This is a genomic window from Methylobacillus sp. DLP286 (assembly GCF_056636515.1).
Genome location: NZ_CM153145.1, coordinates 326,433 through 346,515, shown reverse-complemented (window position 1 = coordinate 346,515; position 20,083 = coordinate 326,433). Strand labels below are relative to the sequence as shown.

The 20,083-nt window shown below is 59.5% G+C and carries 21 protein-coding genes; 11 read left to right on the top strand and 10 right to left on the bottom strand.

Annotated features, from left to right (window positions below; all coding sequences use genetic code 11):
* Nucleotides 1-10 precede the first annotated feature (10 nt).
* The 4 genes from ACWXTG_RS01645 to ACWXTG_RS01630 form a co-directional block, all read right to left on the bottom strand.
* Nucleotides 11-1,390: a surface lipoprotein assembly modifier gene (locus ACWXTG_RS01645; protein ID WP_480220469.1), complete on the bottom strand. Its 1,380-nt coding sequence runs from the start codon at nucleotides 1,388-1,390 to the stop codon at nucleotides 11-13.
* Nucleotides 1,391-1,996: an outer membrane lipoprotein periplasmic chaperone LolA gene (gene lolA, locus ACWXTG_RS01640; protein WP_480220468.1), complete on the bottom strand. Its 606-nt coding sequence runs from the start codon at nucleotides 1,994-1,996 to the stop codon at nucleotides 1,391-1,393.
* Between the two features lie 18 nt (nucleotides 1,997-2,014).
* A complete protein-coding gene (locus tag ACWXTG_RS01635; protein WP_309564919.1) occupies nucleotides 2,015-4,312 on the bottom strand; it encodes a DNA translocase FtsK in 2,298 nt (765 codons plus the stop codon).
* Nucleotides 4,313-4,464: 152 nt separating this feature from the next.
* On the bottom strand, nucleotides 4,465-4,668 hold the full coding sequence (locus ACWXTG_RS01630) for a hypothetical protein (protein WP_480220467.1): 204 nt from the start codon (nucleotides 4,666-4,668) through the stop codon (nucleotides 4,465-4,467).
* Nucleotides 4,669-5,002: 334 nt separating this feature from the next.
* Here ACWXTG_RS01630 and ACWXTG_RS01625 point away from each other — a divergent pair, with 334 nt between their 5' ends.
* Genes ACWXTG_RS01625 through ACWXTG_RS01615 form a run of 3 tightly spaced genes read left to right on the top strand, consistent with a single transcriptional unit; the run spans nucleotide 5,003 to nucleotide 7,073 of the window.
* Nucleotides 5,003-5,473, top strand: coding sequence for a Dps family protein (locus ACWXTG_RS01625; protein ID WP_309564917.1), 471 nt, complete (start codon nucleotides 5,003-5,005; stop codon nucleotides 5,471-5,473).
* Nucleotides 5,474-5,531: 58 nt separating this feature from the next.
* Nucleotides 5,532-6,482 (top strand): thioredoxin-disulfide reductase, encoded by a 951-nt coding sequence (gene trxB / locus ACWXTG_RS01620; RefSeq protein WP_309564916.1) that lies wholly within the window; start codon nucleotides 5,532-5,534, stop codon nucleotides 6,480-6,482.
* A gap of 51 nt (nucleotides 6,483-6,533) precedes the next feature.
* A complete protein-coding gene (locus ACWXTG_RS01615) occupies nucleotides 6,534-7,073 on the top strand; it encodes a Smr/MutS family protein (protein ID WP_480220466.1) in 540 nt (179 codons plus the stop codon).
* Between the two features lie 158 nt (nucleotides 7,074-7,231).
* Here ACWXTG_RS01615 and ispF read toward each other — a convergent pair whose 3' ends face one another.
* The 4 genes from ispF to ACWXTG_RS01595 all read right to left on the bottom strand — a co-directional run bounded on the left by ispF (nucleotide 7,232) and on the right by ACWXTG_RS01595 (nucleotide 10,255).
* On the bottom strand, nucleotides 7,232-7,714 hold the full coding sequence (ispF, locus tag ACWXTG_RS01610; protein WP_309564914.1) for a 2-C-methyl-D-erythritol 2,4-cyclodiphosphate synthase: 483 nt from the start codon (nucleotides 7,712-7,714) through the stop codon (nucleotides 7,232-7,234).
* Entirely contained in the window at nucleotides 7,711-8,418 is a 708-nt protein-coding gene (ispD, locus tag ACWXTG_RS01605; RefSeq protein ID WP_480220465.1) for a 2-C-methyl-D-erythritol 4-phosphate cytidylyltransferase, read from the bottom strand. Before ispD ends, ispF begins: the two co-directional genes overlap by 4 nt.
* 134 nt (nucleotides 8,419-8,552) lie before the next feature.
* Complete coding sequence (locus ACWXTG_RS01600; RefSeq protein ID WP_480220464.1) at nucleotides 8,553-8,933, bottom strand: YbaN family protein; 381 nt, start codon at nucleotides 8,931-8,933, stop codon at nucleotides 8,553-8,555.
* 113 nt (nucleotides 8,934-9,046) lie between these two features.
* Nucleotides 9,047-10,255 (bottom strand): ammonium transporter, encoded by a 1,209-nt coding sequence (locus tag ACWXTG_RS01595; protein WP_480220463.1) that lies wholly within the window; start codon nucleotides 10,253-10,255, stop codon nucleotides 9,047-9,049.
* A 237-nt stretch (nucleotides 10,256-10,492) separates the two neighbouring features.
* Between ACWXTG_RS01595 and pap the strand changes: the two genes are divergently transcribed.
* Complete coding sequence (gene pap / locus ACWXTG_RS01590; protein ID WP_480220462.1) at nucleotides 10,493-11,986, top strand: polyphosphate:AMP phosphotransferase; 1,494 nt, start codon at nucleotides 10,493-10,495, stop codon at nucleotides 11,984-11,986.
* A 56-nt stretch (nucleotides 11,987-12,042) separates the two neighbouring features.
* Here the strand turns inward: pap and ACWXTG_RS01585 are convergent, their stop codons facing one another.
* On the bottom strand, nucleotides 12,043-12,714 hold the full coding sequence (locus tag ACWXTG_RS01585; RefSeq protein ID WP_480220461.1) for a hypothetical protein: 672 nt from the start codon (nucleotides 12,712-12,714) through the stop codon (nucleotides 12,043-12,045).
* Between the two features lie 409 nt (nucleotides 12,715-13,123).
* Here ACWXTG_RS01585 and ACWXTG_RS01580 point away from each other — a divergent pair, with 409 nt between their 5' ends.
* The 4 genes from ACWXTG_RS01580 (at nucleotide 13,124) to hslO (ending at nucleotide 16,509) form a co-directional block, all read left to right on the top strand.
* A complete protein-coding gene (locus ACWXTG_RS01580) occupies nucleotides 13,124-14,296 on the top strand; it encodes a PilT/PilU family type 4a pilus ATPase (protein WP_480220460.1) in 1,173 nt (390 codons plus the stop codon).
* Entirely contained in the window at nucleotides 14,296-14,622 is a 327-nt protein-coding gene (locus tag ACWXTG_RS01575; protein WP_309564907.1) for a DUF3301 domain-containing protein, read from the top strand. The genes ACWXTG_RS01580 and ACWXTG_RS01575 overlap by 1 nt, the downstream gene beginning before the upstream one ends.
* Before the next feature lie 11 nt (nucleotides 14,623-14,633).
* Nucleotides 14,634-15,554: a tRNA glutamyl-Q(34) synthetase GluQRS gene (gluQRS, locus tag ACWXTG_RS01570; protein WP_480220459.1), complete on the top strand. Its 921-nt coding sequence runs from the start codon at nucleotides 14,634-14,636 to the stop codon at nucleotides 15,552-15,554.
* A 73-nt stretch (nucleotides 15,555-15,627) separates the two neighbouring features.
* A complete protein-coding gene (hslO, locus tag ACWXTG_RS01565; protein WP_480220458.1) occupies nucleotides 15,628-16,509 on the top strand; it encodes an Hsp33 family molecular chaperone HslO in 882 nt (293 codons plus the stop codon).
* A 10-nt stretch (nucleotides 16,510-16,519) separates the two neighbouring features.
* Here hslO and ACWXTG_RS01560 read toward each other — a convergent pair whose 3' ends face one another.
* Nucleotides 16,520-17,302, bottom strand: a complete 783-nt coding sequence (locus ACWXTG_RS01560) for a TrmH family RNA methyltransferase (protein WP_480220457.1) — start codon at nucleotides 17,300-17,302, stop codon at nucleotides 16,520-16,522.
* A gap of 96 nt (nucleotides 17,303-17,398) precedes the next feature.
* On the opposite strand from ACWXTG_RS01560, the gene rpiA reads away from it, so the two are divergent.
* The 3 genes from rpiA (at nucleotide 17,399) to dhaK (ending at nucleotide 20,017) form a co-directional block, all read left to right on the top strand.
* Entirely contained in the window at nucleotides 17,399-18,091 is a 693-nt protein-coding gene (rpiA, locus tag ACWXTG_RS01555; protein ID WP_480220456.1) for a ribose-5-phosphate isomerase RpiA, read from the top strand.
* On the top strand, nucleotides 18,092-18,778 hold the full coding sequence (gene dhaL, locus ACWXTG_RS01550) for a dihydroxyacetone kinase subunit DhaL (protein WP_480220455.1): 687 nt from the start codon (nucleotides 18,092-18,094) through the stop codon (nucleotides 18,776-18,778).
* 249 nt (nucleotides 18,779-19,027) lie between these two features.
* The gene (dhaK, locus tag ACWXTG_RS01545; RefSeq protein WP_480220454.1) at nucleotides 19,028-20,017 is read left to right on the top strand and encodes a dihydroxyacetone kinase subunit DhaK; all 990 of its coding nucleotides are present in this window, start codon (nucleotides 19,028-19,030) and stop codon (nucleotides 20,015-20,017) included.
* The last annotated feature ends 66 nt before the right edge of the window (nucleotides 20,018-20,083 follow it).

Below are 20,083 nucleotides of genomic sequence, written 5' to 3'. Positions count from 1 at the left end.
ATAGCCTCCATTACCAGTTGAACTCACGGCGGACGCTGACGGACACCATGTAGCGGTCAAAGTCGTTGAGATCAATGTTCGACTCGTTTCTAATATAAGTCAGTTGCGGTTTTATGACCCAATTGTACCCAGGCAGATAGCGCAAGCCCAGGCTTAAGTCCCACTGCCTGTCGATCCTGTCCTTCAAGAACAACGGCTCTTGTTCGTCATGCGTCCTGTATTCGTATCCCAGGGTGGTGAACGCCACCAGCTTAGGCTTTAGCGTCAATTGCCCGCCACCGCGGATGCCGTAGAGCCGATTGCTGAGAAAATCCCACCGCCTGTCCCGCGTCTCCTCCCGGCCCGCATATCCGCTGATAAATAGCAGCGGCGTCAGGTCGCCATCGAACACATGCGCCCAGCCGCCCCCTGCCACATAGCGGTCCGCGTCCCGAATATCGTTATCAGGATATTCAAGGCGGGATAGTTGCGCAAACAGATTAACCTGGTTCTTGTTATTGATATCACGCTGCCATTGGGCATTAATGCCATGGGTGCGACGATAGATCTGTTTATCCAAGCTCAGGTGAGTGGCCTGCGCCGCCACGGTGTAAGTATCGCGATATTTACGGTAGCTGAGTCCGGCATTGGCATCAAGCATACCGATCTCGAATTCATTCTCGTGATTGTTCAACCGCTGCGAAGCATTGATGCCGGCAAAAAAAGTGAGCCGGTCTGCCAATGGGGTGCGGAGCGAGACGCCGCCGGCCAGGTTCATGTAATTATCGCTAGTCTCACGGGATGCCCGGTCAAGGTCAATGATGATCTGCCCGCCGAACAAGGGAACCGCCACTGAAGAAACCCCGGTGGCGCTGTTCACATTGGAATCATGGCCCAGCGTGCCTTCAAGATACGCCGAGAACGTCGTCGCCAGCCCCTGGGCCTTGTCGATCGCGCTCATATAGCGATTGATCACCCGGGCCATGTCTTCCGGCGGCTGCCGGTCGAGCACGTTCCTGAATTCGGCGCGGGCGGCTTCTTGTTCGCCCAAAAGGAAATACGCGCGGGCGATCTGCGCCCTGGCGTTGGCGTTATCCGGCTGCACCGCAAGCACGCGCTCGAGAGCAAACACGCCGCGCGTCACATGCCCGCTGTCAATCGCGGCCAGCCCGAACAGCATGTCATACGCCGGGTCGCCCGAATGCTCGGACTCCACCGGCTCCAGCAAGGCGTAGGCGGCAGCATAGTCGCGGCCCGCTATCAGACTGCCTGCCTTGTCGAGCAAGTCAGCATCCTGCGCGCAAGCCGCAGCTCCGCCCATCAACAGCAAGGCCGCCCCCACCATGCCGTGGAAAGCGGCCCTGTACAATACAGCCTTGCTGCCCGCCATACATTGCTTGAATACGGCCACTTACTCGCCCACCACATCGGCCCCCGCAGGTACCACAAACTTGAATTGGCTGTTGGCGATAGAGGGATTGCGCTGCAACTTGCTGAACTGGATGCTGGTGGTATGCCCGAAGCTGTCGTGCAGCTCCATCTTCTGCAATTCGTCGCCCTTGAAGCCGAGCAATACCTTGTCGAAGCCGCTCTCTTCCGCCTTGGGCACCGCCTGCGCCCACTCCAGGCCGTCGGACCGGCTGACAGTGGTCAAGGTGAAATTGCGCTCGGCATCCTGCGCACCGGCCAGCAGAGAGGCCGGGCTGGAGCCGATCGCCTTGCCCATCGCCCGCACGGTCACCTGGTTGAGGTCGGGATCGTAGAGCCAGACCCTCTCGCCGTCGCCCACGATCTGCTGCACATAGGGCTTGTCGTAATCCCACCTGAACTTGCCGGGACGCTGCAACTGCATATTGCCTGCGACTTCCTGCACCTTGTTGCCCTGCGCGTCGGTGACGACCTGGTGGAAATGCGCGCGCATGGCGCTGGTGGACTTGAAAAACGCCTTGAGCGACTCGACACCATCAGCTTGTGCTATCAATGGCATCATCATTAACAACGCTGCTACAACCCTCATTTGCTCAATCTTTCGTGCTTATTCATGGTTATTGGGCGCAATCACTTCCCGGTTGCCATTGCTCTGCATGGCAGACACCAGCCCGGCCCGCTCCATTTCCTCGATCAGGCGCGCAGCGCGGTTGTAGCCGATGCGCAACTGCCGCTGGACAGATGAAATGGACGCGCGGCGCGACTTGAGCACGATGGCGACGGCCTCGTCGTAGAGCGGGTCTGCCTCGCCGCCGCTCTCGCCGAGTTCACCTGCCTCGCCGCCATCCTCGCTGCCGCCGGTGAGGATGCCCTCGATGTAATTCGGCTCGCCTTGTTGTTTGAGGTATTCCACCACGCGGTGCACTTCCTGGTCGGAAACAAAGGCGCCATGCACGCGCTGCGGATCGCTGGTGCCGGGCGGCTGGTAGAGCATATCGCCCTGGCCCAGCAGCGCTTCCGCGCCCATCTGGTCGAGGATGGTGCGCGAGTCTATCTTGCTCGAGACCTGGAACGCCACGCGGGTCGGGATATTGGCCTTGATCAGGCCGGTGATGACATCCACCGACGGACGCTGGGTCGCCACCACGAGATGGATGCCGCAGGCGCGGGCCTTCTGGGCGAGACGCGCGATCGGCTCTTCCACCTTCTTGCCGACCACCATCATGAGGTCGGCCAATTCGTCGATCACCACGACGATCAATGGCAGTTCTTCCAGCGGTTCGGGTTCGTCCGGCGTCAGGCTGAACGGGTGCGGAATCGACTTACCTTCTTTTTCCGCATCGCGGATCTTCTGGTTGTAGCCAGCAAGGTTGCGCACGCCGAGCATGGACATCAGCTTGTAGCGCCGCTCCATTTCCGCCACGCTCCAGTTGAGCGCATTGCCCGCCTGGCGCATGTCGGTGATCACCGGGGCCAGCAGATGCGGAATCGCGTCGTACACGGACAGTTCCAGCATCTTGGGGTCGATCAGGATCAGGCGCACCTTGCTGGGTTCCGCCTTGTAGACCAGGCTCAGGATCATGGCGTTGATCGCCACCGATTTGCCCGAGCCGGTGGTACCCGCGACCAGCACGTGGGGCATCTTGGCAAGGTCGGCCACTACGGGCTTGCCGGAAATATCCTTGCCCATGGCGATCGCCAATGGCGAACTCACGTCGGCATACACCTGAGAGCCGAGAATCTCGGAAAGATAGACGATCTGGCGCTTGGGGTTGGGGATTTCCAGGCCCATGTAGGTCTTGCCCGGGATGGTCTCCACCACGCGCACGCTGATGACAGACAAGGCCCGCGCCAAGTCCTTGGAGAGGTTGGCGACCTGGCTGCCCTTGACCCCTGCCGCCGGGTCGATTTCATAGCGCGTAATCACCGGGCCGGGCAATGCGGTCACCACCTTGACTTCGATGCCGAAATCCATGAGCTTGCGCTCAATCAGGCGCGAAGTGAATTCGAGGGTCTCGGCAGACTGCACTTCCACCACGCCGCTGGGTTCATCCAGCAGATGCAAGGGCGGCAGAGGAGAATCCGGCAATGCCTCGAACAACGGCGTCTGCTTCTCGCGCTGCACCCGCTCGCTTTTCGCGATCTCGAACGTAGGCGGCACCTCGATCTGTACAGGCTGGCGGTCCTCGGTGCGCTTGCGCTCATTGCCCACGAACTCGTTGCGCTGCTGCTCGGCGGCCTTGCCCACTTTCCTGTCCTGGTAATCCTGCCAGCGCTCGATAACGTAGTGATAGCTGAACTCCAGCCCGGCGCCGAATTTTTCCGCAATCGCGATCCACGACCAGCCCGTGAACAGGCTAAAGCCCACCGCAAGCAGCAACAGCAGCACCAGTGTTGAACCCGCGAAGCCCAGTATCGCCTGCAGGCCGGCATCCACCAGTGAACCCAGCATACCGCCGGCGGCTAGCGGCAATTCCACCGTCATGGCGTAAAAATGCCCTGCCTCCAATGCAGCCGAGGACAGCAGCAACATGGCGAACCCGGCCAGGTTTAGCCAGATCAATGGCTTGCGCTCGGCATCGACGACTTCAAGGCGCAGGTATACCAGCCACATGGCGTAAAACGCCAGCACCACCCACCACCAGGCGGAAAAACCAAACAGGTACAGCAGGATATCGGACAGCCAGGCGCCCAGCGCACCGCCTGCGTTCTGCGTCACGTCGCCGTCGCTGGTACTGTGCGACCAGGAAGGGTCGGTGCTGCGGTAAGTGAATAAGATTAAGGCGAGATAAAGGCCGACGACGACCAACACAAGCCACCAGGCTTCCTTGACGATGCCAGGGGTGGCTTCAGGTTCGGCTTGACGACGGCTATTGAGCGGCGTGCTTTTTTTCTGGAAAAACAAGATGATTCAGTACCCGGCACAAAATTAAGCTGTCCCGATTATATCAGCATCAACCCTGTTTCGCTCCGGCATGCTGCTCAGCAGCATGAAGCGGCAAATACATGATGGCCGGAGCGCGCCCCAGCCATTTCCACTCGTGCTATCGAACCGCTTCAGACACAATCGCAAAACGCATCGATGTTCCTGACCAGCGCGCCTTGATTGCCTGCGCGGCTGATACGGTCGAATGCCGCTTCTTTTTCTGCGACATTTTCTGCGGGAACATATTGAGCGTGGTTGAAACGCGGAACAACTTGCTCAGGATGCAGAACTTCGTCCGCATGTCCTGAAGGGGAACGAACTTCTAGTACCAACATATGCTGCTTCCTTTTCCTTTTGGGAGGTGAATCGACTCGACAGGAATTGTGTTCCCGTCACGCAGTTGGATGACATCCTTGTCAGATAGTTCCTACTTCGCCGTTTTACCCATGTTCATATCGCCTGCCGGCTCTTTTGATGGGGCCGCGGCAATTAACCCAGGCTATCATTCCTATAAACATAATCAATTTGCACTCCCCTGTAGCGACGCCTAAACTAGCGAAACTAAGCATTGCCATAATGGTCTGGTAACAAGCAGGCTTAAGCTCATCCGCAAAGATTCCGCATGCATTGATTGCGGATGGTACTTCACCTCAAATAAAGGAGAATAAGATGGTAGATATTGGCATCAGTGAAAAAGACCGCAAGAAAATCGCTGAAGGGCTTGCGCGTTTCCTTGCAGATACTTACACGCTGTACCTCAAGACCCATTACTTCCACTGGAACGTGACCGGCCCGCAATTCCGCACCTTGCACCTGATGTTCGAGGAGCAATACAACGAGCTGTGGACCGCAGTCGACCAGATCGCTGAACGCATCCGCTCCCTGGACTTCCCCGCTCCCGGCACTTACAAGGAATTCAGCAAGCTCACCTCCATCGAGGAGACCGACGGCGTCCCGCATGCCCAGGACATGATCAAGGCGCTGGTCGCCGGCCACGAGGCCGTGGTGCGCACTGCGCGCTCGGTATTCCCGACCGCGGAAAAGGCAGCTGACGAAGCAACGGCCGACCTGCTGACGCAGCGCCTGCAAATCCATGAAAAAACCGCATGGATGTTGCGCAGCCTGCTGGAAAAACCCTAATATTCCGACCTTTCGAACATCGCACCTTTAGAAATATTGCATTAGGAGTACTCACTGTATGGCAACAAAACATGCTCGCTTGCTGATCCTGGGTTCCGGCCCGGCAGGCTATTCTGCCGCCGTGTATGCGGCACGTGCCAACTTGAAGCCCGTGCTGATTACCGGCATCGCCCAGGGCGGCCAGCTCATGACCACCACCGAGGTGGACAACTGGCCAGCCGACGCCGACGGCGTACAAGGCCCGGAGTTGATGGCACGCTTCCAGAAGCATGCGGAGCGCTTCAACACGGAGATGATCTTCGATCATATCCACACCGCCCATCTCGCCGAGAAGCCGATCCGGCTGGTCGGCGATTCCGGTGAATACACCTGCGATGCATTGATCATTGCGACCGGCGCTTCCGCCAAGTACCTTGGCCTGCCTTCGGAAGAAGCTTTCGCCGGCAAGGGCGTGTCCGCCTGCGCCACCTGCGACGGCTTCTTCTACCGCAACCAGGAAGTCGCCGTGATCGGCGGCGGCAACACCGCAGTGGAAGAAGCGCTTTATCTTGCCAACATTGCCAGCAAGGTCACCCTGGTGCACAGGCGCGACAAGTTCAAGGCCGAGGCCATCCTGGTGGACAAGCTCATGGAGCGCGTCAAGGAAGGCCGTATCGTGCTGGAAACCTTCCAGACCCTTGATGAAGTATTGGGCGACGACTCCGGCGTCACCGGCGTCCGCCTCAAGGACGTCAACAGCGGCTCGACCAAGGAGATCGCGCTCAAGGGCGTGTTCATCGCGATCGGCCACAAGCCGAACACCGACATCTTCGAGGGCCAGTTGGACATGGAGGGCGGCTATATCGTCACCAAGGCCGGACGCGAAGGCAACTTCACTGCCACCAGCGTGCCCGGCGTATTCGCTGCCGGCGATGTGCAGGACCACATCTACCGCCAGGCAGTAACCAGCGCCGGTACAGGCTGCATGGCGGCGCTCGATGCCGAGCGCTACCTGGACCAATTGTCCTAAACCACACTCCCGCAGGGCCTCCCTGCGGGCCTCTTTTTCGGTTAGCAGCAGATGGCAGAACAAGACGACAAGGACGATGAAAGCAGGCTGTTCCTTGATGCAGTCAAGGATGTGCGCCCGCTCAAGCCATCCCGGCTATACCATCAGTCGCCTTCTCCCAAGCCCATTCCGCGCCAGTTCCTGCGCGACGAGCGCCAGGCCCTGGCCGATTCCTTGAGCGACGGCTACATTCCCGCCCACGAGCTCGAAAGCGGCGAAGAGCTGCTCTACCTGCGCGATGGGCATTCCCCCGACATCCTGAGCAAGCTGCGCCGCGGCCATTGGGTGGTGCAGGCCGCGATAGACCTGCATGGCATGGTCAGCGACGAAGCGCGCGTCTATGTTGCCGAATTCCTTGCCCACTGCAGGAAGCGCGGCATCCGCTGCGTGCGCATCATCCATGGCAAGGGCCTGAGCTCGCGCAACCGCGAGCCCGTGCTCAAGCACAAATTACGCAACTGGCTGATGCAGAAGGATGAAGTCATCGCCTATGCCCAGGCTCGGCAGCAGGATGGCGGCAGCGGCGCCGTCATCGTCCTGCTCAAGGCATAAGCATATATCCGTTATACCGGCTCAATCCGAGCCTGCTAAATCACACGAAATGACGAAGGGCTCCGGGGGCATCCATGCAAATCGCCCGGCATTGAAACATGCGGAAAACCCCAGTTCAGAGCAGTTTTGTGAAAGCAACCGGATGCCCCCGCAGCGCTTTAAATCTGGTAGCGCTGGATCAGGCATACCGCCTGCGCCGCAATGCCCTCGCCGCGCCCGGTGAAACCCAGCTTTTCGCTGGTGGTGGCCTTCACGTTGACGCAGTCCGCCGGGATACCGCAGTCCTCCGCGATATGCTGTACCATTTGCGCGATGTGGGGCGCCATTTTGGGCGCTTCCGCGATAATCGTAGCATCAATGTTCACGACGCTGTAATGCCTGGCCTTGAGCAAGGCTACGACATGGCGCAACAAGGCCCGGGAATTTGCTCCCTTGAAGCGCTCGTCGGTATCGGGGAAATGCTTGCCGATATCGCCCAATGCCGCAGCCCCCAGCAAGGCGTCGCTGACGGCGTGCAGCAGCACATCGGCATCCGAGTGCCCTTTCAAGCCCTTCGCAAACGGGATGTCCACCCCGCCGATGATGCAAGGCCGCCCTTCCACCAGTTGATGCACGTCAAATCCGTTTCCCACTCTGATCATGATGTTTTCTGCTCCTTGGCATCTGCAAGCAGAATCGCTTCTGCCAGTTGTAAATCCTGCGGATAGGTAATCTTGAGGTTCCTGAGTTCGCCGGGCACCAGCTTGGGACTGTAGCCGAGCGCCTCGACCGCCTGGGCTTCATCGGTCGGGGCGCCGCCCACCTGGCGCAACGCCTGTTTCAACAAGGCGTAACGGAACATCTGCGGCGTTTGCGCCTGCCACAAGCCTTCCCTTGGCTCCGTATTGGCGACGCGTTGCCCGGCATCGGCCCGTTTGAGCGTATCGGCGAGCGGGATCGCGAGCAGTCCGCCCACCGCGTCATCCTGCAAACTATCCAGCAACCGGTCCAGCATCGCCATGCTCAATCCGGGTCGTGCTGCGTCATGCACCAATATCCAGTCGTCATCCGCCGCTTGGGATGCAATCGCTTCCAGTCCGCTCAGCACCGTGGCTGCACGGGTTGCGCCGCCCAGCGCATGGACGGACACCTTTGCGTCAAGGCCGGCAGCGCTATATTCGCACCATAAGCGATCATCCGGAGCAATCACGACATGAACAGCGCTAATGCGGGAAGCAGCGGAAAAAAGGGATAAGGCATGATGAATGAGCGGCTTGCCGTTCAACGGCAAATATTGCTTGGGCAATTCGGACCCCATGCGGCTGCCTGTGCCGGCTGCCGGGATCAGGACATGAAATTTCGGCATGGGCAGCATTCTAGCACGGGCAAACGCCAGCACAGCCTTAGCTTCGGGCAGCTGACAAAACTATGCAAGGCCTTCCGCCCCAGGGAATACGAGTACTATATACAAGGCTAAACTACAATCTTTATTAACTGCCCTTACTTGCAGGGCACAGGTTCCGGACGCAGCAACAGCCAGACTGCCACGGTCGCCATAGTCAGGGTCACGCCCCATTTCACCCACAAGGGTGCCGGCGAGAACCATAACCCGGTTGCGCTGCACGACATCATGAATACCGCAAGATATTTCGCCTTGCGCGACACTGCGCCGCGCTCGCGCCAGTCGCGGATGTGATGGCCATACTTGGGGTGATTGAGCAGGTAATGCTCAAGCTGCGGCCATCCATGCCCGCCCGCCCATGCCGCCAGCAACACGAACGGCACTGTGGGCATGATCGGCAGGAACGCCCCGATCACGCCGAGAATCAGCGCAATTACGGCTAGTAAGCGCCACAACAATATCTTGGTCTGCCTGAGCATCAATACGTCTCGTCACTATAAGCTCGCAAGATACCATGTTCATGCCCCAATCGCCCAGGCAGAGCGCTGAATCAGGGGTGGGCGCTATTTCCAAGGACAAGGTTTAGCCGCGCTTATTCATCCTGTCCCGCAGCCAGGTTGGGTGTAGCCGCGATCTTGTGGATGGAAAGGTCGGCGCCGTCATACTCCTGCTCGGCATCCAGCCGCAGCCCAACCAGCAGTTTCAATACGCCGTAAACCACGAAACCGCCTGCCAGTGCAATGACCAGGCCCAATCCCGTGCCCAGCAGTTGCGACACCAGGCTGACACCGCCCATGCCGCCCAGCGCTGTTGCGCCGAAGATGCCAGCGGCAATGCCGCCCCAAGCGCCGCAAATGCCATGCAGGGGCCAGACGCCAAGCACGTCGTCAATCTTCCAGCGGTTCTGCGTCAAGGTAAAAGTCCAGACGAACACCGCGCCTGCCACTAGTCCTATCACCAGCGCGCCCAAGGGATTGACCACGTCCGAGCCCGCGCAAATCGCCACTAGGCCTGCCAACGGGCCGTTATGCACGAAGCCGGGGTCGTTCTTGCCCGCAAGCAATGCCGCGAGCGTGCCGCCGACCATGGCCATCAATGAATTGAGCGCCACCAGGCCCGTTACCGCATCCACGGTCTGGGCCGACATGACGTTGAAGCCGAACCAGCCGACCGTGAGTATCCAGGCGCCCAGCGCCAGGAAAGGAATGCTGGACGGCGGAAAGGCATGCAGCCTGCCATCCTTGCTGTAGCGGCCGATGCGAGGGCCAAGGAGCAATACGGCCGCCAGCGCGATCCATCCGCCCATCGCATGGACGACGACAGAGCCGGCAAAATCGTGGTAGGGAGCGCCGAAAGCCGCTTCCAGCCAATCCTGGAAACCGAAATGGCCGTTCCAGGCGATACCTTCAAAAAAGGGGTATACCACGCCGACGATGACAAAGGTCGCGGCAATCTGGGGATTGAATTTGGCCCGCTCGGCAATGCCGCCGGAAATGATGGCGGGGATGGCGGCGGCAAACGTCAGCAGGAAAAAGAACTTCACCAGCTCATATCCACGTTGCGCAGCAAGCGCCTCCGCCCCTTGCAGAAAACCCACGCCGTAGGCCACTCCATACCCGATGAAAAAATAGGCGATGGTGGATACCGAGAAATCCACCATAATCTTGACCAGGGCGTTGACCTGGTTCTTGCGGCGCACGGTACCCACCTCCAGGAAGGCAAACCCCGCATGCATGGCGAGCACCATAATGGCGCCCAGCAATATGAAAAACACGTCATTTCCCGACTGTGTTGAGTCCATGTCATCTCCTCCGTTTATTTTTATCGCGGGAAATACTTAGCAAAAACCGCGCCATTCAACATTTCATTGTTTTTAAAAGGTTTTATAAAACTTCATAGACATAAACGCACCAAATATGAACTGCCTATTGTGCATTGCACCAATGACGTGCAAATACAGCAGGAGCTTTGACACTTACCCTGAAATTCTGCACCATGAATTCAACACCAACTAAAAACGCCACCCAGGAAACCTGCCATGTTTGAATCCGCCGAGCTCGGCCACAGCATCGACGACGACCTCTACAAAAAGGAAGTGCCCGCCTTGCGCGAGGCGCTGCTAGACCTGCAGTTCGACCTGGCGGAATCCAAGGCCTTCCCCGTCCTGATCTTGATCGGCGGCGTGGATGGAGCGGGCAAGGGGGAAACCGCCAACCTGCTCAACGAGTGGATGGACCCGCGCCTGATCCATACTTGCGCCTTCGGCCCTGCCACGGAAGATGAGGCGGAGCGGCCCCGCATGTGGCGCTTCTGGCGCGAGCTGCCGCCCAAGGGCAAGATCGGGATTTTCTTCGGTTCATGGTATACCGCGCCCATTCTGGAAAACCTGTCGGCCGGAAAACTCCGCAAGAAGCTCGACAGCCATCTCAGCGACATTGTGCGCTTCGAGCGCATGCTCACTGACGAAGGCGCGCTCGTCATCAAGCTCTGGTTCCACCTCTCCAAAAAACAGCAGAAAACCCGCATTGCCGAGCTGGAAGCCAACCCCAAGACCCGTTGGCGCGTCACGGAGCAGGATAAGCAGCATCTCAAGCACTATGACGAATTCCGTACGCTCACCGGGCATATCCTCCGCGAGACCAGCACCGCCAACGCGCCCTGGCTGGTCATCGAAGGCTTCAACGCCAATTACCGCAGCCTGACCACGGGCAAATATCTGTTGGAGACCATACGCAACCGCCTGGACAGCAAGGCTCCCCCTCCGCGCAAGGCGGCAGCCCCCGCGCTAGCATTAACGGCGACGGACGGCCTAAATGTGCTGAACACACTGGACCTGGAAAAATCCCTGGACAAGGACGATTACGAAGAACGCTTGGAGGAGTACCAAGGCAAGCTCAACCTGCTCACCCGCCATGAAAAATTCCAGCAGCTTTCGGTAATCATCGCGTTCGAGGGCGTCGACGCTGCCGGCAAGGGCGGCGCCATCCGCCGCGTCACCCAGGCCATGGACGCCCGCACTTACAGCGTCGTCCCGATCTCGGCGCCTTCGGACGAGGAAAACGCACAGCCCTACCTGTGGCGCTTCTGGCGCCAGTTGCCCAGGCGCGGGCGCGTCACGATATTCGACCGCACCTGGTACGGCCGCGTGCTGGTGGAGCGGGTGGAAGGATTTTGCAGCACGCAGGACTGGATGCGCGCCTATGCGGAAATCAACGACTTCGAGGAGCAATTGGTCAGCCACGACATCGTGCTAGTGAAATTCTGGCTGCATATCGACCAGGAAGAACAGTTGACGCGCTTCAAAGCCAGAGAAAACACTGCGTTCAAACGCTACAAGATCACGAAGGAAGACTGGCGCAACCGCGAGAAGTGGGACGATTACCAGCGCGCCGTCTGCGACATGATAGACCGCACCAGCACGGAGCAGGCGCCTTGGACCCTGGTCGAATCCAACGACAAGAAATATGCCCGCATCAAGATACTCAAGACCATTTGCGAACAGCTGGAGCGCAAGCTCGACGCATTGAAATAAGCAGCGAGGCGCATGCGAAAACACGGTCGCCGGAAAAGCACAGCTAGGCGCCCCGCTCAGGCGAGATTGTCCGCCCGCTCGATCTGGATATGGCTGACCGCGTCCGGGTCGCCGATCCAGAAATAATAGAATTCGCGCACCACGGCAAGAAACAACCGTTGGGTGGGCTTCATGGTGAAAATGCCGACCGTAGCGTTCACCGCCTGGCGATACACCTTGTGATCGCGTTCCGGCGCATCCCGCAGCTTGAGCAACAGCAGCTTGACCAGCCGCATCCGGGTATCGACCAATGCCTGGTCCGCCCCCTCCTGGCGCAATGCATGGCTATAGGCCTTGAGCGGCCAGGTGTCGGCCACGCCGAACTTCTCGCTGTCCAGGCGCTGCCACAGTGTCTTGAGATCCTGCTCGACAGGCTGCCATTTGGTCGGGTTGAGCTCGAATTCCTGACCGGCGTTCAAGGCCGCAATCGCCTTGATGTCGTGATTCCAGAAATGGTAATACTCGCGCACCACGGAAAGGAAGAACGGCCATTGCTCGCGCTCTACTTCGGTCAGCAGGTGCTCGACGGCTTCACGGTAGATCAGGCCATCCGCCGGTTGCCCCGCAATGGCGGGTACCAGCGCAAGAAGCCAGTGCTCCCGCTGCATCAGTCCCTCATTGTCGACTCCCTTGTTCTTGAGCAGCTTGAGATAGGCATTCATGGCCTCGCGTTCGCGGATATCGTTCATGGACTTGGTACAACTCGCTTGCGGTCAATTCAGAAAACAGTTTCCAATGGAAACGCCATGGCAGTGTAAGCATATTAGCGGCATCCGCCAAATTAAATTTAGGCTCTTGAGTGTAAGAATCCATGACCCCATATAAGCTACATGCGTGCTTCATTTCCCGGATGCGGCTTGCGTAGCGGCTAGCAAACCTCTCCCGGCGTTGTTGCCCCGCTTTGCCATGCTGCTCGTACTGCCTGCGCAGCACGCCGAGCCAGGAACGCTTCGCCGAGGTTTGTTAGCCGCCCTGAGCAATGAAGACAACGCAACCGGAGCCGGACATAATGACAGCGGCGTTTGACCTCATTTAATATGGCGTCTGCCCATCGGCTATTTACGGCCCTTTTAACCCGCATCCCGGATTGGATTTGGCATGAATCAGGAACAGGCTCTGGCCTATATGCACACGCTGCTACGCTCCATGCTGGAGAAGAAGGCGTCCGACTTGTTCATCTCCGCGGACTTTCCGCCAGCGATGAAGATAGACGGCAAGATGACGCCGGTCACCCAGCAGAAACTGAGCGGCGAGCACACCAAGGCCTTCGCCTACGCGCTTATGAGCGAAAAGCAGCGGTTGGAGTTCGAGCAGAGCAAGGAATGCAATTTCGCCATCTGGCCCAAGGAGATCGGCCGCTTCCGCGTCAATGTCTTCATCCAGCAGGAAAAGGTTGGCATGGTGCTGCGCACCATCACCACGCAGATTCCGCGCTTCGATGACCTCGGCCTGCCACCCGTACTCAAGGAAGTCATCTCGGCCAAGCGCGGCCTGGTAATCCTCGTCGGCGGCACCGGCTCGGGCAAGTCCACCACACTCGCGGCATTGATCGACTACCGCAACGAAAACAGCCACGGGCATATCATTACCGTGGAAGACCCGGTGGAATACGTGCATGCGAGCAAGAACTGCCTGATCACGCACCGCGAGGTCGGGCGCGACACCAACGATTGGTTCAGCGCGCTCAAGAATACCTTGCGGCAGGCACCCGACGTCATCCTCATCGGTGAAATCCGCGACCGCGAAACCATGGAGTTCGCCCTCGCCTTTGCCGAGACCGGTCACTTGTGCATGGCGACCCTGCACGCCAACAGCGCCAACCAGGCCATAGACCGCATCATCAATTTCTTCCCGGAAGAGAGGCATGCGCAGCTGCACATGGACCTCTCGCTCAACCTGCGCGGCTTCATCTCGCAGCGCCTGGTGCCGAAGAAAGGCGGCGGACGCTGCGCCGCGATTGAGATCCTGCTCAATTCGCCCTTGGTCGCCGACCTCATCCTCAAGGGCGAAACCAATATGATCAAGGACGCGATGGCGAAATCGGTCGAGCTAGGCATGCAGACTTTCGACCAGGCCCTGTTTGCACTATGCGAGGAAGGCCGCATCACGGAAGAGGACGCACTGCGCAACGCCGATTCCTACAACGAGCTGCGCCTGCGCTTCAAGCTGCACGGCAAGCATGCCGCCGCAGAAGACAACAGCGCGCGCATCGACACGCTCTCGCTGCATGAAGACGAACCCGAAGAAGAACCCGACCCACTGAAGCCATAATGGAACTCTATTTGCTCATCATCGCCGTCATCGCCGCCTGGTACTGGATAGACAGCATCTCCAGCCGCGAACAAGCCATTGCCTGCGGACGGGAGCTGGCAGAACGCTGGAACCTGCAACTGCTCGACGAAACCGTTTCCTGCAGCAAGGTCTGGTTCGGCCGAAACAGCCGCGGACGCATGCAATTGCGGCGCACCTATCAATTCGAGGTCAGCGCGCGTGGCAGCGACCGCCTTTCCTGCGAGCTGGTCATGCTGGGCCGCCACCTGCAAAGCTGGCATATCCCGCCCTACCTGCAACCTGTGCCGTCCAACCCCCTTTACTAGGGCCCGCTGCGGTGGCACAGACCCCCAAGGCCAGGGGCCGCTTCGCCCCCTCTCCCACCGGACCGCTGCATATTGGTTCCCTGATTGCCGCGGTCGCAAGCTACCTGGATGCGCGCAGCAGGCAAGGCGAGTGGCTGGTGCGCATCGAGGACCTGGACCTGCCCAGGCAAATGCCGGGCGGCGCCGGCTTGATCCTGCGCACATTGGAGGAATACGGCTTTGAATGGGATGGCGAGGTGGTGTACCAAAGCCAGCGCGATGCGTATTACCAGGATGCCTTGCAGCAGCTGGCCTCACGCGGCCTGCTCTATCCGTGCGGATGCTCGCGCAAGGAGATTGCAGATTCCGCCGTACATGGCACTGACGGCCTGGTGTATCCGGGCACCTGCCGTCACGGCTTGGCTCCCGGCAAAAGCGCCCGCGCATGGCGCATCAAGGCGGACGACCGCCCCATCAGCTTCCATGATGCGGTGCAGGGGAAAATCAGCCAGGTGCTATCGCGCGATATCGGGGATTTCGTCCTCAAGCGTGCCGACGGCCTGTTTGCCTATCAGCTCGCGGTAGTGGTGGACGACGAGATGCAAGGCATCACGCATGTCGTACGCGGCGCCGACCTATTGGACTCCACGCCGAGACAGATTTTCCTGCAGCGGGCGCTGGGTTTCGCCACTCCTTCCTACCTGCACGTGCCCGTCGCAGCCAACGCCGCAGGGGAAAAGCTCAGCAAGCAGACGCTGGCACAAGCATTGGACAGCCGTAATAAAACAGAGGATTTATGGCAAGTATTGGCATTTTTGCAGCAATCACCCCCTGATGAGTTGCGTAGAGATTCTTGTGCCGGTATATGGCGATGGGCCATGCAACATTGGCAGCCAAGCCGGATCCCACGCCGGCGGGCCATCCCGACGCAGAATCAACAGCCTCAGCACTAACAGCGCGCAATATCCCGGCAGCACGGTGGTATCATTACCGTCAACAGCAATATTCATCACCTCTTGAGATTCCATGCAAATCAGTGACCAACTGCACCGCTTCCTGTTTGAAAGTACTTCCGTGCGCGGCAATATCGTCCACCTGGACGAAAGTTTCAGCCAGGCATTGCAACACCATGATTTCCCTTCCGTCTTGAGCCAGGCGCTGGGCGAGCTCATGGCTGCGAGCGTCTTGCTGGCCGCCACGCTCAAGCTGCAAGGCGGCGCATTGGTGCTACAGGTGCAGGGCAAGGGCCCCTTGAAGCTGTTGGTGGTGGAATGCACTTCGGATCTCGGCATACGCGCCACGGCAAAATGGTCGGAAGAACTCGGCGGGATGAGCTTCAGCGAGATGGTCAGCGACGGTCATTTCGTCATCACGCTGGATCCGCGCGACGGCGGCCAGGCTTACCAGGGCATTGTGCCGGTCGAGGGCAGCAGCATCGCCGAAATACTGCAGAACTACATGCAGCGCTCGGAGCAGATCGATACCCGCATGTGGCTCGCCTGCAACGGCAAGAGCGCAGCAGGCATGCTGGTGCAGAAACTGCCCGACCAGCCCGATAATGCCGACCCCGATGCCTGGAACCGCATCACCATGCTGGCGGATACGGTGCAGGACGAAGAACTGCTCGACCTCGCCGCCGTGTCATTGATCAAGCGCCTGTTCAATGAAGAAGACGTGCGGCTGTTCAAGGAACAAGCCATCAAATTTCATTGCAGCTGTTCGCGCGAGAGCGTGGGCAACATGCTGCGCATGCTGGGGGAAGAAGAAGTCGCCGACATCCTGGCCGAGCAACACACCATTGATATCAATTGCGACTTCTGCAACGCGGAATATCATTTCGACCAGGTGGACGCCGAGCAACTATTCACCGCGGAAATCGTCCTGCCCGGCAACAACGTCCGCCACTAGCCGGGCTATCCTAACTATGCGCCGCCTTCTGGCGGCTGCGCTCAAACAGGCATACCGCAGTTGCCGCCGCGGCGTTCAGCGACTCCACCTGCCCGGCCATGGGAATGCTCACCTGGCGGCTGGCGGCGGCAATCAGCGCCTCGCTCAAGCCAGCCCCCTCATTACCGATCACGAACGCCGTCGGCTGTTGCAAATCCATGCCGTAGAGCGGCTCCCCCACCAGCGTAGTCGCCAGCGTCTGTCCGGCAAATGCCTGCGCCGCCTGGGCCAGATCGGCGCGCTCGACAATCGGCAATACGAACTGCGCCCCCTGTCCGCCGCGCAAGGCCTTGGGCGACCAGGCATCCGTACATCCCAGGGACAAGTAGACTCCCTCGACCCCGGCCGCGGCTGCGGAACGCAGCATGCTGCCCAGGTTGCCAGGGTCCTGGATATCCTCCAGCATCAGGAGGAAATCCGGCTGCTCGGGCAGCGGCAACTGCGGAATATCCACCAGCGCAAGAATCCCTGTCGGCGTCGCCACAGGCGACAGTTCGGCGAACATCAAGGTCGTGAACATCACCGTCGGCACATCGGAAAGCTCCTGTAACAGGCCGACCACCTCGTTGGTGGATTCGCCCTCGGCAATCACCAGCAGTTTCGGCATGCCGAAACGCTCGATATAGGCCGTGAGCAAATGCGCCCCGTCCAGCAGGGTTTCATTGTTCTTGCGCCGCTCCCGCGCATTGTCGGCCAGTTTCTTCAATTGCTTGAACAGGCTGTTATCGCGGGAAGTGATATGTTTAAATGTCATGAAAAATCGCACGGGACTTGAGATGCAGAGCATTTTACCCGAACAGCAAGTTAAAGCCCGTGCAAAAACGCCAGCGTAACCCGGAGGAGAAACCCGATGAACGACAAACAGCTAGTCGCCATCCAGGCGGCAAGCCATGTTCAAGATGGCATGGTAGTGGGCCTGGGCACAGGCTCCACAGCCAATTACTTTATCGAGGAGCTCGCGCGCCGCCACCGCGAGGAAGGCCTGCGTATCACCGCAGCCGCCAGCTCGGTAGCCAGCGCCATCAAGGCGCAGGAGCAAGGCTTGCCCTTGGTAGCGCTGGAACATCTCAGCAAGCTCGACCTCTACGTGGACGGCGCCGATGAAGTCACCACCAACCTTGCCCTGCTCAAGGGGCGCGGCTACGACCTCGTGCGCGAAAAACTGCTGGCCCGCGCCAGCGAGCGCTTCATCGTGCTGGTCGACAAAAGCAAGCTGGTGGGCCACCTGGGCGAGAAACTCCCCATCCCGGTAGAAGTCATCCCATTTGCCTGGCAACTGGTCCAGGCCTCATTGCAACAACTCGGCGTCGCAAGCAGCCTGCGACAAAATGCCGCCAAGGACGGCTGGGCCATCACCTCGCACGGTAGCCTGGTGCTGGAGCTTGCGCTGCCGAAAACCTTCAAGAGCGATGAGCTCAACCAGCTGCTCAACGACGTCCCGGGCATAGTCGAGCATGGCGTGTTCGAGGAGCTTGCCGATGCCGTATTCGTGGCCGACAACGGCCAGGTGGAAGAAATCTGGAAGAGGCCTGGAAAGATTTAAATGAGAACCGAATTCATCCTTGAAGCCATCGCCGCGGTCAATGAGGCCGTGCTCAACAGCGAGGCCGAGCTGGAGTCGCTCGACCGCGAGATCGGCGACGGCGACCATTTCATCAACCTCAAGCGCGGCTGCGCCGCCCTGCTCGCCATGCGTGAAGAGCTCGCGCCGCTAGCGCCTGCCGACGCGTTGCAACGCATCGGCATGAAATTGCTTTCCACCATAGGCGGCGCCTCCGGCCCGCTGATCGCGACCTTCTTCATGACCATGGCCAAGGTGGAAAAAGCCGGCGACATCAGCAGCCTGGCTGAAATCGCCGCCGCCTTCCATGCAAGCGTCGAAGCCATCAAGCAGCGCGGCAAGGCCGATGCAGGCGAGAAAACCATGCTGGATACCCTGATCCCGGTAGCGGACACTTTCAGCCGCCTCACAGCAGCGGACGCCGACCCGGTCCAGGTATTCGACGCAATCCAGCAGGCCGCCGAACAAGGCATGCTGTCCACCAAGGACATGATCGCCACCAAGGGCCGCGCCGCCTTCCTTGGAGAACGCGCCATCGGCCATATCGATCCCGGCGCGCGCAGCAGCCAGATCATCATCCACACCATTACCGAACTGGCAAAACAGCACCAGGCTGCCAAAGAGCCTGTTCATCATCTTTTCACCGGGCACGTTGCCCCGGCAGAGTAGGCGATGCAAGGCGCAAACCGCAGACGGGCTTATTGCTCAGCGAGGATTTGCAACGCAGCAGCGGCTGCGCTGCCGGGGCAACCCGAAGGGCATGGCCCCAACACACGCCCGCTCCGCGTTGTAGTCCTTGGCAAGGCAATGAGCATTACCTGCGGACTGCGCCTTGATCGGACGCGTGTTGAGGCCATGCGTGCCTGATGAAAAGATGATGAACAGGCTCTAAGCCAGCGCAAAGGAGGAGAAAAAAACATGAAAAAATTCATCAATAACGTCGACGACATCCTCACCGAAAGCCTGAGCGGCTTTGCCGCGGCGCATGCGGATATCATCAGCCTCAACCTGGAACCGCACTTCCTTACCCGCAGACAGAAAGCGGAAAACAAGGTCGCCATTATCTCAGGCGGCGGCTCGGGCCACGAGCCGCTGCACAGCGGCTATATTGGTTACGGCATGCTGGATGCCGCCTGTCCCGGCCATGTGTTCACCTCCCCCTCGCCCGACCAGATGCTGGCAGCGGCCGAAGCCGTGCATGCCGGTAAGGGCGTGCTGTTCATCGTCAAGAACTATGCCGGCGACGTGATGAACTTCGAGATGGCGGCCGAGATGCTGCCGTTCGAGAACGCCACCGTGCTCACCAGCGACGATGTCGCGGTGGAGAACTCTACCTATACCACCGGCCGCCGCGGCGTGGCAGGCACCGTGATCGTCGAGAAGGTCGTGGGCAGCCTGGCCGAGACCGGAGCCGACCTCGCCGCCTGCAAGGCGCTCGGCGACAAGGTCAACCGCCGCACCGCCTCGATGGGCGTCGCCCTCACCAGCTGTACGGTGCCCGCAGCGGGCCGGCCGACCTTCGATATTGGCGAAACCGAACTGGAAATAGGCGTCGGCATCCACGGCGAGCCTGGACGCAGGCGCGAAGCGATGCGCAACGCCAACGCCATCGTCGCAGACCTGGTCGCCGCCATCCTCGAAGACCTCAAGCCGACGCCGGGCAGCGAAGTGCTGCTATTGATCAACGGCTTCGCCGCAACCCCGCTCATGGAGCTGTACCTGCTCTACAACAGCGTAGCCAAACTGCTGCAAGCGCATGGCCTGGTCATCAGCCGCTCACTGGTGGGCAACTACACCACAGCCCTCGACATGGCGGGCGCCTCCATCACCGTCACTCTGCTTGATGACGAAATTAGGCAACACTGGGATAGCCCGGTGCATACTGCCGCGTTGCGCTGGCAGTGCTGAAAAACCATTGCCTGAAAATACCAATGCCGCATTCAGCGGCATTGGTATTTTGGATTGACCATTGTT